Genomic DNA, 19,116 nt, shown 5'->3' on the forward strand with positions numbered 1-19,116 from the left:
CAATTTTCCAACCATGAGGATTGATTGGACGGAGTGCGGGAGGCCGCGCCCATCACCACACAGGGAATGAACATGGTCGGTATCGTCAGCGGCAACAGCCTGGGCCTGAGCGCGAGTTCTTTGACAACACTCGCCCAGAAAGGCCCGGGCAGCGATGCAACGCAAGGGCGTAGCGCAGAGCAGGTGTACGTTAACGTGTCCAACGGCAACCTCGTTTTGCAGCGCCAGGACGAATACTTGGCCAGTGTGGGGATCGATGCAGCCGTAGTGCGCACGTACAACAGCCAAGGGGTTTTTGACGAAGGCCAGTGGTCGTATGGCCTACAACGCAAGCGGCTTGATATACAAGGGACAGGGGTTGCGGCGGATATCACCATCGCGCGCACCGACCAAGATGGCGCCCGGTTGAACTACACCTACGACGCCGTCACCGGCAAGTACGTCAACCACGGGGGCGACGGTGCCTACGACACGCTGGAGCAGACAGCAGGGCAATGGGTCTGGACGGACGGCGCTACCGGTATCCGCGAGACCTACGACTCGACTGGGATCCTGCGCAGCCAAAGCGACACCAACGGAAGCACGACTACGCTCTCCTATAACCCAGACGGTCTCCTGGAAAGTGTCACGACTGCATCGGGCGAAACCACCCGCTACGACTACAGCAACGGGCGGATCACACAAATCCGCGTGTTGGATCAATCGGGCGCTACCAGCACTCGGGTCCGCTACGGGTACGACGGCGCGGGCCGCCTATCCACCGTTACCGTGGACCTAAGTCCGTCAGACAACGCCATCGCGGACCAGAAAACCTACGTTACCACCTATGGCTACGACGGCAACAGCAAACGGGTTGCGTCGATCACCCAGTCCGACGGCACCGCACTGACCATATCCTACACAGAGGTGGGTGGTACACACCGCGTCGCAAGCATCACCGATGGCGCAGGCAAAACGACGCAATACGCGTATGACCTCGCAGGGCTGCGCACCGTCATTACGGATCCTCTCGGAGCTGCCAGCAGCTATACATACGACGCTAGCGGGCAACTGACCGGTGTAAGAACAGGCATCACGGTTGCCCAGCCGGATGGATTGACGCGCCTTGCCTATGCCTACGATGACAAGGGCAATCTCGTTTCCATGACAGATGCCTTTGGACAAAGCATCAGCTACCAGTACGATACCAATGGTAATCAGACCGTCAAGTCCGACCCACTGGGCAACACTGTCAAGAGCACATACAACACTCTCAATCAACTGCTGACCCAGACCATTGCAGGGACCGATGGCACATCACTCACCACCCGCTACGTCTATGACTCTGATAACGGTCGCCTTCAGCGCTTCCGCATCAGCCCCGAGGGCCGCGTCCGAGAGTTTCGTTATGACGCTCAAGGGCAGCTGATCACCACCCTTGAGTACACGACAAGCACCTACGCTACGACCGTACTCACAGAAACCGCTGTTCCGGACGAGGCCCAAATGCAGTCCTGGGCCGCCGGGCATGGTGCGGCGGGGGCTTTGCGAACGGACATTGGATATGACTTCAGGGGCCAAATCCAGACCAGCACCTCTTACGAATCCGTAGATGCGGCCGGCAATGGCAGCCAGGCCAGCGCGACACACTACGTCTATGGACAGGCTGGAGAGCTTCTGCAGATCGTGCGCCCCAACCAGGACAGCATCACACAGCATGTCTACGATGGCTTGGGCCGCCTCATTGTCAGCACCGAACCATCGCCCAGCGGCGGAGCACCAACCACAGTTGTCGTTGACTACGCCGACGCTGCGCGCACGGTCACTACAACCCGCGCGAACGGGCTGACCACGCTATCGTCCTATGACGTGGCTGGTCGCTTGATCAGCGTGTCGCAAAGCCACGCCGGAACCAGTCTGGGTGTCACGCGGTACAGCTACGATGCGGTGGGTCGCTTGACCATGACAGAGGATCCCACGGGCGTACGTCAGTGGATGATCTACGACGATGGCGGTCGCAAGGTCGCGGACATCGATGGAACGGGCGCAGCCATCGAGTACGCATACAACAACAATGGCCAACTCACAGAAACGATCGCGTACGCCGTTCGCCTCGCTACGCCCGTTTCCGCCCCCACGATCAACGCCGTTCGATCGCTGGCCAGCAGTGCCGACCGCAAGAGTTGGCGCATCTACGACGACGCACAAAGGCTGGCTCTCCAAGTTGATTCACTGGGGTATGTCACCAGGACCGAATACGACGGCGCCTCTCGCATTGCTGCAGTCAAGCAGTTCGCCAATCCTATCGATGTATCCAATCTGGGCAACGCGGCCCAGTTCACTGTAAAAAGTGCACCGGCGCCCGACGGACGCGGGCTCGTCGCACTCGCGTTGCGTTTGTCTCCCGCTGCCCTTGTCCAGGGTACGCCGATGCAGCTTACGGCTGCCGTGATCGGCAACAATCCGACAGGAACCGTTGTTTTTTACAATGGAAGCACCGTTCTGGGGCGCGCCCAACTGCTGAACGGTATGGCGACGCTAGCCCTCGCAGAGCCTCCTCAAGGAGCACTGCAGTTCACCGCGCGATTTGAAGGAGATGCCAACAATGCAGAAGCCGTCTCCCCGCCCACAAGCGCCATCGCCCAGTCCTCCTCGCCAGTGCAACTGGGTGTTAGCCCTGCATTTGCGGAAGCTGGCGAAAACATCACGCTAGCAGCGACCCTGGCCCCTACCGCCACCGGCGGCACCGTTGCATTCTTCAGCGGCTCGACCTTGCTGGGCACAGCAGTGGCCGCAAACGGCTTAGCCCAACTGGTGATCAAAGCAACGCCACCCGGTCTTGCGGTGGGAACGGCTGGTCTGTCTGCCACCTACCTGGGAGACGACGGCCACCGCACCAGCGCATCTGCGGTTGTCCCCTACACCATCGTAAGTGCGTCAACGGTCAGTGCGGGGCCCGGCAGCACCACCAGCGTTAGAGCTCTCACGGCAGTGCCTTCGGCAACAGCCCCGGGAGAGCCGCTCGCGCTGACGGCCAGAATCGAAGGCAACGCTCCACAAGGCAAGGTCACCTTCCTAGAAGGCTCTCATGTCGTCGGCGTGGCCGATGTCATCAACGGCGTGGCCACTTTGCTCATCCCCTCCGGTCTGAGCGCTGGCACCCATGCGCTGGTTGCCAGCTACAGCGGCGACACCAACAACGCACCCAGCCTTTCTGCTCGGAGCGTAACGGTCACCGTGGCGTCGGCACTGCCGACTCCCAGTCTGGCACTGACCAAGACCACCGCCGCTGACGGTTCAGTCACGGTATTCATCAAGACCCAGCGAAGCGGGAGCCCTACTGGCCAGATCACGCTGCGAAGCGGCAATACAGTGCTGGGCACTGTGGATCTAGTCCATGGCCTCGGCAGCCTGGTGCTCACCACCCCGCCAGCCGGTGATGCGACCCTCTCGGTTGACTATGCAGGTGATGCGCTGCATGCCGCAACCACGGCCAGTGCAAAACTGCAGGACATTGCAGCCGCGCAAGCCTCCATCACACTGCGCGCCAGCGTAAGCGACCAGTACTACTCCACGGCAGATCTGCGCCTGACGGCCATGGCCGAGGGCGCAGCCAACGGAAGCACCATCACTTTCTATGACGGTGACACCTTGCTGGGCCAAGCCAGCGTGGTCAATGGCATTGCATCACTCACTGTCGGCGTTCCCGCCGGATTGCGCCAGTTGCGTGCTGAATACCAGGGCGCAGGTCAAGGGCAGCCTATCTCGTCAGCCACGACATCGATAGCAGCCCAAGGATCTGGCACAGGCATCGCAGCCGGTTTGAGCTGGCCACCAAACCCAGCCTGGGGCGACACCACCAAGTTCTGGGTCAGTTTGTGGGGGGGCGCCCCTCCGGGAGGCACAGTCAGCTTCTTCTCCAATGGCGTACTGCTGGGCAGCGCGATCTTGGATGCAGAGGGGGATGCATCCTTCAGCACCCGCGACCTGCCTGCAGGATCGAACTCTGTCACCGTGGTCTATTCCGGAGACGATGGGCATGTAGCCATCACCTCCTCCCCCATCGCCGTCGATTTAGCTCAGACCACGACCACCACCACACTGAGTGCCTCCAGAACACAAAGTGTGCAAGGCGAGCCCATCAGCTGGACTGCCAAGGTGATGACAGCCGCCAATGAGCCCGCCCCTTCCGGGGTCGTCAAGTTCTATAGTGGAACCACATTACTAGGCCAAGCCAACGTGGCCAACGGCGTGGCCGTCTTCACGACCTCGGCCTTGCCCGCAGGGATGACCAGCATCCATGCCATCTTTGACGATGGCACTCCTGTACATGCGTCAACCTCCGAGGTGGCCACAGCGCGTGTCAACGTTCCTTTGGATTTTTCAGCCACTCCAGTCAGCACGACTCTCGGAGAGAACGTCACGCTGACGGCCAGAATCGAAGGCAACGCTCCACAAGGCAAGGTCACCTTCCTAGAAGGCTCTCATGTCGTCGGCGTGGCCGATGTCATCAACGGCGTGGCCACTTTGCTCATCCCCTCCGGTCTGAGCGCTGGCACCCATGCGCTGGTTGCCAGCTACAGCGGCGACACCAACAACGCACCCAGCCTTTCTGCTCGGAGCGTAACGGTCACCGTGGCGTCGGCACTGCCGACTCCCAGTCTGGCACTGACCAAGACCACCGCCGCTGACGGTTCAGTCACGGTATTCATCAAGACCCAGGGAAGCGGGAGCCCTACTGGCCAGATCACGCTGCGAAGCGGCAATACAGTGCTGGGCACTGTGGATCTAGTCCATGGCCTCGGCAGCCTGGTGCTCACCACCCCGCCAGCCGGTGATGCGACCCTCTCGGTGGACTATGCAGGTGATGCGCTGCATGCCGCAACCACGGCCAGTGCAAAACTGCAGGACATTGCAGCCGCGCAAGCCTCCATCACACTGCGCGCCAGCGTAAGCGACCAGTACTACTCCACGGCAGATCTGCGCCTGACGGCCATGGCCGAGGGCGCAGCCAACGGAAGCACCATCACTTTCTATGACGGTGACACCTTGCTGGGCCAAGCCAGCGTGGTCAATGGCATTGCATCACTCACTGTCGGCGTTCCCGCCGGATTGCGCCAGTTGCGTGCTGAATACCAGGGCGCAGGTCAAGGGCAGCCTATCTCGTCAGCCACGACATCGATAGCAGCCCAAGGATCTGGCACAGGCATCGCAGCCGGTTTGAGCTGGCCACCAAACCCAGCCTGGGGCGACACCACCAAGTTCTGGGTCAGTTTGTGGGGGGGCGCCCCTCCGGGAGGCACAGTCAGCTTCTTCTCCAATGGCGTACTGCTGGGCAGCGCGATCTTGGATGCAGAGGGGGATGCATCCGTCAGCACCCGCGACCTGCCTGCAGGATCGAACTCTGTCACCGTGGTCTATTCCGGAGACGATGGGCATGTAGCCATCACCTCCTCCCCCATCGCCGTCGATTTAGCTCAGACCACGACCACCACCACACTGAGTGCCTCCAGAACACAAAGTGTGCAAGGCGAGCCCATCAGCTGGACTGCCAAGGTGATGACAGCCGCCAATGAGCCCGCCCCTTCCGGGGTCGTCAAGTTCTATAGTGGAACCACATTACTAGGCCAAGCCAACGTGGCCAACGGCGTGGCCGTCTTCACGACCTCGGCCTTGCCCGCAGGGATGACCAGCATCCATGCCATCTTTGACGATGGCAAAGGCAACACATCAGCATCTGCAAACACCAGTCAGATGGTGTTTCTATCAAACACTGAGTCAAACAGTGCGCCGAAGCCCCCAGTACAGCTCAGCAGCAGCTCGACCACCGCACTTCGCGGCGGGTTTATCACGATCCAGGTCAACGGCACCAATCCCACAGGCCACGTCGCACTTCTGCTGAATGGGGCCTGCCTGGCCGTTGCAGACGTTATCGACAACATGGCAAAAATTCCAGTGGGAGCATTGCCCTCTGGAACTTCCCAACTGGTGGCCACCTACTCCGGCGATGCCAACAATGCGGCAGGCCAAATTGCATTCACTCAGACCCTTCAGGATACCAAGGGCACCAGCGTCACCGAGTTGACCGGATTCAGGCAAGGCGAAAAAACCATCCTGCAAGCGCGCGTAGTCGGGAGTAGCCCCTGGGGGCAGGTGAGCTTCTACAAGGGCGGCACCCTGCTTGGCATAGCCCCCCTCGTCTCTGGTTCCTCCATGCTGGTCCTGGGCGATGCTCTGGCACCCGAAGAGCAGTTCACCGCCGTCTTCAGCGGTGACGAGCTGAACGGAGCAAGCACCTCCAAAACGCTGCTTGCCAGCGGCGTGAGGACGGCAGCGCCTGGTACAGCCGTCAGCACCACGGATCGCGTCGTCCGGCAGATCTACAGCAAAGATGGCCAGCTACTTGCCGCCGTTGACGGTGAAGGGTATTTGCAGGAAATGCGCTATGACGCAGCCGGACGGCAGATCGGCATCATTCGATACGCTACGCGAATCGCTGACTTCTCGGACGAGCCCGCGCTGCAAAGTCGGCTGCAAACTGCACGAAATACGTCGAACCTCAGCGGACTTCGTCCTGCTTCCAGCGCAGGCGACAGCAAGACATACACGCTCTACAACGCCCAGTCCCAAGTGGTCGCCTCCGTTGATGCTGAGGGCTATTTCACCGAATTTGCGTACGACCTCAACGGCAACCTGGCGCAGACAACCCGGTACGCGCAGCGCGTCAATCCAGCGCTTGAACCTGAAGCCTACAGCCTGCCCGCTCTTCGTCCAACCCCTAGTGCTCAGGATCAAACCGTCCGCAAGGAATGGAATGCACGCAACCTGCTGGTGCAAGAGACAGCAGCAGATGGCACAGTCACAAAGTACAGCTACGACGTTTCCGGGAACCTCGTTTCCACGACCAAAGCGGCAGCAACTGCCGACTCGCGCGGCGTTGCCAGCCGATACGACGCCCAAGGGCAGGTGACGGCGGAATTGTCTTCCACGGGCGTGGCCCTGCTCAATGCGGGACAAACGCAGGCGCAGATCGATGCCATCTGGAACCAGTATGGCCTCAAGCACGCCTACGACCTTGCAGGCCGGAGAACCAGCACCACAGACGCCAACGGCAACAAGACGCTCTACTTCTACGATGCAGATCAGCGCCTGACCCATGTGGTCAACGCCCTGGGCGAAGTGGTAGAAAATCAGTACAACGCGTTCGGCCAAATCGCCACCACGGTTCGCTACGGAACCCGTATCAGCCTTGCGGGCCTCACCGGTTCCAACGCCGGGGGACTCGTCAATGCGGCACTCACCAGCGCGTTGAATGCGGCCCGCAATGCGACAGTGGACAGCAAAGATGTCTATACCTACGCAACCACAGGCGCCTTACTGACCCACGGCACGGCACTTGGCCTGCTGACCAGCTACGCCTACAACGCATTCCGCGAAGAATCTGCCCGGACCTTGGTCAACGCCCAAGGCACGGCACTCCAGACCATCACGGCCTACGATCGCCGAGGCCTCAAGACCACCGAAACCCGCGACCCTGGTGGATTGAACACCATCACCAGTGCGGTCTATGACGCCTTCGGGCGTGTGACCAACGCAACGGATGCCATGGGCAACACCCGTTCGCAGGCCTACGACCGCCTGGGGCGCACCGTCAGCCAATCCAATGCCTTGGGCCAAACCGATCACACAGCCTACGACGCCTTTGCACGGATCGTCAGTCACAGTGATGCGCTGGGCAACACCACCACCTATGCCTACGACCACGCTGCGCGCAGCTTGACCGTCACCAGCCCCGAGGGCATCCAAGTCAAGACCATCCATGACCGAACCGGACAGGTCCAAACCGTCATCGATGGCCGTGGCAACTCCACCACCTATACCTATGACGCGGACGGCCACCCCACAGGAACGACCACGGCACTGACCAGTACCTCGAAGCAGTACGACGGCGCCGGACGCCTCATACAGACCACCGACGCGAATGGCGTCAAGGTCAACTTGACCTATGACGCAGCCAACCGCCTGCTGACGCGCACGGTGGACCCCACTGGCTTGAACCTTGTCACAGCCTACACCTACGATGCCAAGGGCCAGCAGCTCTCAGTGACCGATCCAAACGGATCCGTCACACGGTACACCTACGACCTGCAAGGCCAGCTCACCAGCCAGGCAGTGGACCCCAACGGGTTGAATCTCGTCACCCGCTACACCTACGACACGCAAGGCCACACGCTCAGCGTGACAGACCCGAACGGCTCGATCACCCACTACACCTACGACGCCGCCGGACGCCGCACCAAGGAACAGATCGACCCCACAGGTCTAAACCTCACGCGCAGCTACAGCTACGACAAGAACGACAACGTCACCAAGATCGTCGATGCGAACGGTAACGCCAGCTACCGTGGCTACGATGCAGAAAACCGACTCACCTACACGGTAGACGGCGCGGGCGACGTTGTCCAGACTGTCTATGATGCAGTCGGCAGGGTTGCCAAGACCATCGCCTACAAAAACGCCATCCAAACCGCCGGTTTGGATTCCGCTGCTGTGTTCGGGCCGGGCCCGTCCGGCATCGCGGGACAGATAGCGCAACGCCTGGCCCCATCCAGCAGCGACAGCGTCGAGTACCGCATGTACAACGGCGAAGGCTGGCTAATGACCAGTGTCAACGCCCTGGGCGAAGCCACCGCCTACACCCGCGATGCCAATGGCAACGTGCTGGAACAGCGTCGCTACGCCACACGACTGAACACGGGCAACGCAGCCTCGTGGACCACGGAAACCGTGCTCCCGCTCACGGTAGACGACGCGCACGACCTGCGCATTCGCTCCGCCTACGATGCCCTCGGTCGCGCCACCTACTCCATGGACGGCACGGGCGCCGTGGTGCGCTACGTGTACGACGGCAATGGCAACATGCGCGAGCGCACCGCTTTTGCACAGCGCATCAGCGCCAGCACCGGCTGGACTGAAACCGACTTTGCCTACGCCGTCTCCGGCCAGGCCCAGTCTGCGCAGAACGTTGTTCAACGTTTCGGCTATGACAACGCCAACCGGTTGCTGTGGAGTGTGGACGGCGTCGGTGCCGCCACGCGCAACGCTTACGACAAGAACGGCAACCTCATCAAGTCAGTGCGCCTCGCCACCCCGGTGGGCGCAGGCGACGGCCAGTCCACGCCTGGATTCATCGAATCTGCGGGCGACGCAGCTACCGATCATGTCTACGACGCAGCCAACCGGCGCGTGTACACCATCAACGCACTGGGAGGCGTCACGCAGACTGGATACGACGCCAATGGCAACGTCACCCAGCGTCTGGAATACGCCACCACCATCACGCCCCCGTCTACCAGCACAGGGGTTGTGTTCGGCCCCTCCGTCAGCAACTACACCCTCACCAACATCCGCTCTGCCCTGGGTGGAGCCGCTGACTACCAGCCGGGCAATCGCCTGACCCAATACGCCTACGACGCGGCAGACCGATTGGCCGTCTCCGTCAACGCGACAGGCGCGGTGACACGTACCGACTACGGCACCAACACCGTCACCACAACACAGTATGCAGCGCCAGCCAACACAAGCGGACTGACTGCCACCAGCCGACCGCAAGACATCCTGGCCCGTGTGCAGTACAGCTCCGACGACCGCCAGACCACACAGGTACTTGATGCCGCGCGCAGGGTGGTTCTGTCCATCGACGCGCAAGGGTATGCAACAGCCACTGCCTATGACGGCCTGGGCCAAGTCACCTCCACCGTGGCCTACGCAGCGCCCGCCAGCGGCACCCAGGCTGTGGCCACGCCTGGCCAAGACCGCACGACCACCTTCCGCTACGACGCGGCGGGCCGATTGATCGGCAGCACGGACGCACTGCAAGGCTCGGAGAGCTATGCCTACGACGCGCTCGGCAACAAGGCCAGTTTCACCAATAAGAAGGGAAGCCGCTGGGAGTACCAGTACGACGCCGCAGGGCGCATGGTTCTGGAACTCTCCCCACAAGTCCAGCTTGCATCGCTGGTCACCGACGCCAACGGCCGCCTCGCCATCGATGCGTCTCAAACAGGCGCAGCACAAATTGCCACGCAACTCGAATACGACACGTTCGGCAATCTCGCGGCTAGAACCGAGGCCTTGGGCCGCCCCGAAGCGCGGACGACCCGCTACGAGTACGACGCGTTGGGTCGCCAGACCAAGGTCTTCCTGCCCGTCACCGGGGTGTATGACGCCAACTCCGACAACCTCGTCAACAACGGACAAAACGGCAATGCCGGACGCATAGAAGCCGCAGTACAGCTGTGGACCGAAACCCGATACGACGCTCTGGGCAACGCCGTGGCGGGCCGTGATACGGCAGGCAACTGGAGCTACAAGGCATATGACCGCCTCGGCCAACTCGCCTACGAGATGGACGCTGAAGGCTTTGTCACCGGCTACACCCGCAATCGCTGGGGTGAAGCGGAATCGCTGGTGCGATATGCAGAGAAAAGCACGCTCGGCCTCGTCGCAGGAACAGCGCCATCCACTGCGGACTTGCGCTCGCACATGGCGGCCAAGAGCTCTGGCGCCAACCGTGAATTCCTGACCAGCTACGACCGAATGGGCCGCGTCCTGCAGGTTCAAGAACCCTTGGTCTTCAACTACGACAGCGAATCAGGCGTGCAGTCGCAGGGACGCAAGACCACCGTCAACAGCTACGACACGTTCGGCGACCTGATCGGGGTCAGCAAGAACCTGGGTGACGCGCGCTGGAGCACAAGCACCAACCGCTACGACCAACTAGGCCGCATCGTCTCTGCCACCGATGCACTGGGATTCACCACAACCTGGAGCTACGACGCAGCAGGCAACACCTTGCGCAAGGTGGAGTACGCCAGTGCGCAGAGCACGGCGGGTACTGCGCCCAACATATCCAATGGAGACCGCGTCACTGATTTCAGCTACGACCTGCTGAACCGCAAATCGGCAGAAATCCGCCGAGGCGCGGGCTACGCCGAGATCGATCCCAACGCTGCGTGGTCTTTGGTCGAAAGACCCGGAGACCTGACCACCAGCTATACCTACGATGCCTTGGGCAATCTCGTGCGCACCACGGATGCCGCTGGTGGCAATACCTACAGCTACTACGACGCATTGGGCCGGGTCACGGCCGTAGTGGCGCCCGCAGCCAACACTGGCACCGGCGGATTGAACAACGGTGAACGTCAGATTGCCGCATTGACCGAATTCAGCCGCGACGCGCACGGCAACGTTCTGGTATCTATCGAACGGGCCACCGGCGCGCTGGGCGCCAACGAAGCCGGATACACAACAGCTGTGGCCCCAATGCGTGACCGGGTAAGCCTATCGCGCTTCGACGCGCAAGGTCATCTGGTGCAAACCGCCGATGCAGAGGGCGCCAACCGATACTTCTCTTACAACGCGCAAGGCCAGATCGGCAAGGAGTGGCAAACCGTCAGCGTGCTCAATGAGCAGGGTGCGAAGGTTCAACAGACGCTGTGGCGCGCCTACGAGTACGACAAGGTGGGCCGCCAAACCCATACATACACCCCGCTCCAGCAAGGGGCCGCAGGCCCAGTGACCAAGGGCGACACCAGCCTGACCTACAACGCCTTCGGAGAAGTCACTCAGCGCGAAGTGCGTAACGGCCAGACCCTGGTTGCACAAGAAAAGCAGGAGTACGACAACGCCGGGCGCCTGTGGCGCAGCAATGCGGGCGATGGCGTCACCAAGGTCATGGCCTACAACCTGCAAGGCCAGCAGACCGTTCAACTCATTGCCAGCGGCAGCATCACCCTCGACAGCTATGCCAGCACCCAGGCCGCGCTCAACGGGCAGTACATGTCGCCCGGGCAGTTCCGCCGCACCGATATGCGGTACGACGCCCTCGGTCGTCTGACGCAAACGCTTGCGCCTGAACGGGTGAGCGACCAGGCCATGAGCATCTCCACGCGTGAGAGCTTGGTCTACGGGATCATCAGCCAAACACAGGTTGTCAGCGGGCACCCCATCAACACATCCATCAACCAAGTGGATCTGGTCTGGCGCTCTCTGCAAAACCTTGGCAGCGGAGACGTCCGAATCACGCTGACGTACGACACCAAACCCTACACAGCCATCACCAACCAGGAATCGGGCACAGAAAGCAGCTATCCCGCCACGCTCAATCAGAAGATCAGCGTAGTTGTAAGCGCCGAAGAAGCAGTCAATGGTTACGTCCTCAAATGGAGCACCGACGATCTACGCAGGCTTTCGGACGGACGTACAGTGTGGTCGCCAGGCCAACCCTTGGGCATCGGTGCCATCAAGGGCATCAAAGTCGAGAAGATGGATCTCTTCGGCGACTGGGCCACGCTGCACAACGTGGCTCCTCCCGCTCAAGACCTGTCCATTAACTGGTCTGAAACCCCCAGCCCGGGCTTCATCTGGAGCGAATCGGGCGACGGCCGCATCCCTATCTACCGCTACTACAACCGCTTCAGCGGCGCTCACTACTTCAGCACGAGCACCAGCGAACGCGACAACCTGCTCAACCAGCAGCAAGGCTGGCTGGACGAAGGCACGGCAGGCTACGTCAGCGCAAGCCCCGCCGCTGGACTGGTCCCTATCTACCGCCTCACTATGCCCGGGAAGGACGGTGCCATCTATGCGCGTAGCTCCGAACTGTCCACGCTGGCAAGTCAGGGCTGGGTCAACAAGGGTGTTGACGGCTACGTGGGCGACCCCGCTGGCAACGCGCCATTGGGCATGGTCAAGCTCTACAGCCTGCAAAACAACCTCAGCCCCTCCGGCGTGGACAGCGTGCGCACCGACGGCCTGTACACCACGGCCCTCTCGGATCGTAATGCCCTGCTAGGCATCACGCCGCCCGCACCTGGCTCCGCCAACCCGCGCCAACCTACCGTTTACGCAGCGGCAGGCGGGCTGAGCATCGAGGTCACCTATCCGCAGGATTTGATCAGCAGCACCACGCTGGAGTATCGGCCCGCAGGTAGCAGCGGTATTTGGTCGACTGCCCCCACCAGCATCCAGCGCGCCTTCGGCTCTGCCGCTCGCTTTGACGTGAGCCAATTGGGACTGTCTCCGGGCGGCTATGAGTACCGGATCCGCAATACCAATCCAGAAAAGACACGCGACGTTGGCTCTGGCACCTTCACCATCTACGGTGCAGGCGTTCCAGAGCAAGCCTCTATGCCCGTATTGAGCGGTGTGCACCAAAGCACCGCCAACATCGACGGCACCTTCTACAAGGTGCTGCAGTGGCCCAAGCCGTCATCCGACTGGACCGTGACCTTCCGCTATTGGCCGAAGGGGAATCCCAGTGCGGCGACTACACGTGCTGTAGGTAGCGGCATTTTCAGCTACGGCGACGGCCGCACCAGCGGCATGGGTGTGGGCATGCAGGGCATCGCTCTCAACCTGGGGACAGGAGACTTCGACTACGAGGTCCTCGCGCAAAAGTCTGGTGGTGCAGAACAAATGCACGCCACCGGCACGCTTTCCTTGTCACAAGGTGTGAGCTCGTGGGACAGCACTCCGCCTATCACCCAAGGTAACAACAACGTCACCAATCTGGGCATCGTAGGTTACGTCTGGACGAGTCCGGCCCCCGGTCGCGTACCGCTGTACCGCTACTACATGCCGTACAACAACGATCACCACGTTACGACCGCAGATCCCTCGGTGATCGCGCTGTTCGAGCAAGTCATCGCTGACTACCGCGCCAACCCCAGCAGTCCGGAGTACGCGCGATTTGACGGCATCGTGGGCTATGTCGAGAGCTCTCCCACTTCCGACAACCAACGCCTCTACCAATACAAGTACGGCAACGAGAACATCTACCGCCTGACTGCCAATCCGTCTGACATTGGTTGGTACCAAACGCTGTACTCGCCACCAAGCTCGCTCACCCCAGGCGTCTGGTACCAGTCTGCCTACCAGTTTGATGGCTACATTTCTAAGGTGCCGGCCGCCGGTACTACGGCGCTTTATGCGGTGTACGACGGCAACTCGTTCGGCCCCTTGAGCCAAGGCGACTACCTGACCACCTCACAGGAACAAGAGGTGCTCGCCTGGTACATGATGAATGCCAGCAACAGCGCCACGGCCAAGGTCCCCGGTGTCAAGACCAGCACCGCCCAAATCGACGGGCAGATGCAACCCGTCTTGCAGTGGCAGCAACCCGAAGCGGGCGCTCGGGTCACCGTCACGGCGTCGCCCGCCCTGCCCTCGTTTGGCAGCTCGCCCGCCGTGTTTACGCAAGGCGACAGCCATGGCAGCGTGTTCAGCGCAGGCGGCAGCCAGGGCATTGTGCTCAGCACCATGCAGCCGGGCGCCAGCTACACCATCTCGGTCGTCATCGAGTACCCCGCCACCCCATGGCGCAACGCCTACAAGGCCCGCACGGACTTCACCATCAACGTGCCAGCAAGTGGGCCGAATGCTGTCGTTGGCAACACCGACACCACGCAGCCATACACCCCTGGCGCCCGCATTGTTGCCGGCACTCCCTACAACCTCAGTAGCCGCGCCATCACCACCCGTGGTTACGACCGCTGGGGCAACCTCACGGCCTACCAAGACCCCCGGGTTCTTGACGGCACGGGCACCCAGCGCCACACCACCACCTACCGCTACAACGCAAGCAACCAGCTCATCGAGCAGACCCTGCCTCAGAACTACGCGGAGGGCGCCTCCACCACCCGTATCTACTACGACCAGCTCGGTCGTGAGATCGGCGTGCGTGACGGCGAGGGCAACCTCAATATCAAGGTCTATGACGCGGCAGGCAACCTGGTGCAAAAGCGCAATGCCGATGGCGGTCGCACCGACTACCGCTACAACGCCTTTGGAGACCGCACAGCCTCTGCCGAGGTCATCGATGCTCAGCGCACGGTGGTCACCCACTTTGCCTACGACAAGCTCTCGCGCCTGACTTCCACATCGCTGGAGCGCGCCATCACCCGCTATGGCGTCACCAGTACCGACGGCACGGTGCAGGATGCAGCAGCAGGCGGCGCTCCTTCGGCCAACGGCGTCACCCTGCAAACCCAGGAGCAAACCCTGCTCGAGCGTGTGGAGTACGACGAGGCCGGGCGCCGGGTGCGTGTCATCAACGGCAACGACGAATCCACCCGCTACGTCTACGACCGCGCAGGCAATGTCGTCTACTCTGGCCAGGAGGCCAGCTTGCGCCCCGCCGCCAGCACCACGCTACCCGACAGCTATGTGCTCAAGTACGGCTTTGCCTATGAGTACGACGCCCTGGGCCGCAAGATCAGCCAGGCCGACGCCAATGGCTTAGGCCAGACCTGGAGCTACAACACCCTGGGCCGCCTGGTGGGCCACAGCGACAACAACGGCGCTGTGCAATACAACTACGCCTACAACCTGGCCGGCCAGCTCACCCACGAGGGCAACAACGCCTCGCTCAAGAAGGACATCGACTACCAGTACGACGGCGCAGGCCAGCTCACCCGCATCCAGGACAACTTCCTGGGCCAGACCAGCACCTACAGCTACGACTTGGCAGGCAACCGCATCGCCGAACGCATCACACAAAAAACCTTTTTGGCCAATGGGGACTACGCCAACGTGGTCTACCAGGACAACCGCCTGGCTTACGACGCCCAGAACCGCCTGCGCGCGGTGTTCGATGGCCGCGTGGATGTGCGTATCGACTACGACCTGGCAGGCAACCGCAGCCGGGTGTCCACCAAGGTCACCACCCAGTCGGGCGGCACCGAGCAGATCAAGAACAGCGCCACGCTGTTCACCTATGACTCGATGAACCGGCAAAAAGGCAGTTCGGAGTACGCGCTGAACATCACCGCATCGGGCCCGCAGTTGGGCGCCCTGCTGGAGCGGCACAACTACGTCTATGACCTGGGTGGCAACCGCATTGCCGACAACAGCGTGTTCATCAAGGGCGGCGGAGAGAACGGCACCGATGTCAACGGCAGCTATGCCTACACCTACGATGACCTGCACCGCATGGTCAGCTACAACGGCTATGGCCTCGCTGAGCGCCAGACCTACCAGTACGATGGCGCAGGTCGGGTGGCCTACACCATGTCACTCGTCAGGCGCGATGGTCTGTGGCAGGAGGAGCACCGCTACAACCAGTACGACGCCACCGGCAAGCTGCAGGACACGCGCGCCGTGCTGCGCCATGATGAGACCAAAGCCAAAACCCATGTGGACGACATCCGCTACCATGACACCACCGGCAGCAACGCTGCCACTGGCCTGGGCTACGACGCTGCAGGCAACCTCAAGGGCTACCAGCAAATCAGTGATGGCTCCGCCACCACCACCCGCTACCAGTACGCCACACAAAACGGCAGCTATCTGCAGTCCCAAGCCACCACCACCCATGGCGGCACCACAGCCACCAGCAATACCTGGCGGGATGCCAATGGTTTCATCAGCAACATCACCGAAAACAATGCCGATGGCAGCGCCACGTTCAAGGACTTGCGCTTTAACCGAGCCTTTGTGAACGACGCCCAGGGCAATGCCCTGTACGTGAACCAGGCCGCAGGCCAGACCGGTCGCATTCAGAACGGGCCGGGTGGCTATATCGGTGGCTGGGTGGGCGATTCCCTGGACCCAGGCCACATCCAGCGCCAGTTGGTGGCCAATGGTGAGGTGCTGGGGCGCTATGGGGATGCGCCAGACCGCATCAACACCACGCCCCAGGGGCAGGTGCCCAAGTATGTGCACACAACAGACTTCCAGCTGGAAGCGCAGGTGCTCAACTTGAAAGGCGCCAGTGTTGATCCGGTCTCCTACACCGTGGTGGGCGGCGAGACACTGCGCGATGTGGCGCGCAATGTGCTGGGCGATGCCGGCCTGTGGTGGCGCATTGCCGACGCCAATGCCCTGGCGGTCTCGGCCGATGCGCCGCTCACGGCAGGGCAGACACTGTCGGTGCCCAAGCTGGCGCTGAACGCCAACAGCGCTGAGACTTTCCAGCCGTATGACCCGAGCAAGATCACGGGCAGCATGGATCCCACGCTGCCCATGCCTGCGCAGGGGGACAAGTGCGGGGGGATGGGCAAGATCATCATGGCGGTGGTGGCCATTGTGGTGACGATCTATACGGCGGGGGCACTAAGTGCAGGCACCAGCGGCTTCTTCTCCACCATGCAGGCGGGAACCTCGGCTTTGGCAGGCGGTGGCGGCCTGACTGCGGGCGGAGCAGCACTGTCGGCGGCCGCTGGCAGCGTGGTCAGCCAGGTGGTAGGCAACGCCCTTGGAGTACAGGACGGGTTCAGTTGGAAGGCTGTGGCATTGTCCGCGCTCAGTGGGGGCATCGGCTTTGGGCTCAGCGAAATGGGAGTTGCAGGCAGCATCGCCAAGGCCACAAGCAGCAATTTCCTCGGTGCCGCAGGCCAAGCGGCCATTGCCAGTGCTTTGACCCAAGGCGTAAGCGTGGCGACGGGACTGCAAAGGAGCTTTGATTGGAGAGGAGTAGCTGCCTCGGCCGTGGGAGCGGGAGCGGGGGCGGTAGTGGGTGAATCGCTGGGGATGAACAGTCTCAGTTTCAAAACTCTGCCCTTTGGCGAGCAGTTTGGAGCGCGTCTTGCAACCGGGCTGGTGGCAGGGACTGCAGCGGCCGTAGCCCGGGGGGGCAAGGTGGCTATTCAGCAGGTGGCCACCGATGCGTTTGGCAATGCGTTGGGCAGCTCCTTGCTCGACTACGCGAGCAATCCGGGTAGCCCAGTACAGGAGCCCATGCCCAGCGCGCAAGAGGCTTTCCGCGCAAGCGAAATCGCTTACCGCAATACCAACGATCCGCTGGACATGGGCGGGGCCTACGGGCTGCAAGTGGGGCGCGGTGGGTATGGCCTGAGCCCATCAGGCACTTCGCTGTCGCAGTGGAGCGATGAAATCGACGGGGGCATCATGCTCAACGGCAGCATGGCACCAGAGCCCAGAAGCCTGGGCCAGGCCGTGGTGGGCAAAAACCAAGGCCCGCTTGCGGCACTGGCAGCCGCAGGGCTCGATGCCGAGCAGCAGCAAGCCATGTATGGGCAAATGCGGGCCAATGGCACCATCCGCGTAAACGCGCAAGGCGTGCCGCAGGTGCAGCCGGGCCAAGTGCTGGAGTTTGATCTGTCGGATATGAGCGCGGGCAGGCTGGGGGCCAGTGCGATTGCGCAGGAGAGCCGGTTTCGTTCAGAGCGTTTGGCAGCGGCTGCGCAGGCCACCACACTGGACAATCGGGATGCCAGAGACATTCGTGCAGGATTTGGCTACCAAAGCATGCTGGCTAGAGGGCTGAGTGAAGCAGACGCCCTGGCATCCGTCAACAATAGTGGTCGCCCTGCGCAGTACATATCCCAGTGGGATGGCGTGACCCGTCAGGCACCTATCGAAAACTATCTGCAATCTACGCTGGGCGGTCTGGACCCTGTACGGGGCAGCCAGCCGCAAATTCAACTGGCCAGAAGCCTGCCTGAAGCGGCCGTGAATGAGTTGGGAGGTTTGGCCATTGCAAAGGTGCTGGGCGCGGGGGCACAGGTGTTCAACGCAGCAGTACGCAGCGAAACATCGCTACTGAATGCGGAGTTGAAAGCTACGGTCAATAATGCGTTGGTGCGGGATTTGCCGGTGGGAGCGCCTTTGGAGGGGATGGGGGTTGGCAGTGTTGCAAACAAAGCAAACGATTTTGTTACGTTCTATCATGGAACCTCACCCCAGAATGCCGCCAATATTCGACTCGCTGGAATTGATTTATCAAAATCGAAAGCCATTAACGATTTTGGCCCCGGCTTCTACATGACAACCTCACCTGAAGAGGCTATTAGTTCCGCAACGATGATGAGCAGGAGTGCTCAAGATGTTGTGGAATTTAGGGTTCCTCGGTCGGAGCTTGGAGGCCTGAATAGCAAAGTATTCAATGGCGCAGATGCTGAATGGGCTGATTTCGTCACGATGAACAGAAGGCTGGATACTGCACCGTATTTGCCACCAGATGAGTGGGGGTATACGTTTGATATCGTGACGGGGCCCATGTTTGGTGGCGTCAAAAAGGGTGGCATAAGAACATTGCCAGGCAGAGGCGATCAAACAAGTATTCACACACAGGATGCTGTAGACTTGTTCAATAGATATATGCAAGGAAGGTAA

1 protein-coding gene is annotated in these 19,116 nt (G+C 61.3%); it reads left to right on the top strand.

From position 1 onward, the window contains the following. The first annotated feature begins 72 nt into the window (after positions 1-72). Positions 73-19,116 (top strand): Ig-like domain repeat protein, encoded by a 19,044-nt coding sequence (locus AC07Z7_RS04810; RefSeq protein ID WP_494765501.1) that lies wholly within the window; start codon positions 73-75, stop codon positions 19,114-19,116.

This window comes from Acidovorax sp. GW101-11A03 (assembly GCF_059424825.1).

Coding starts and splice junctions, on each gene's coding strand:
- AC07Z7_RS04810 (WP_494765501.1), top strand. CDS start 73: ATGGTCGGTATCGTCAGCGGCAACAGCCTGGGCCTGAGCGCGAGTTCT.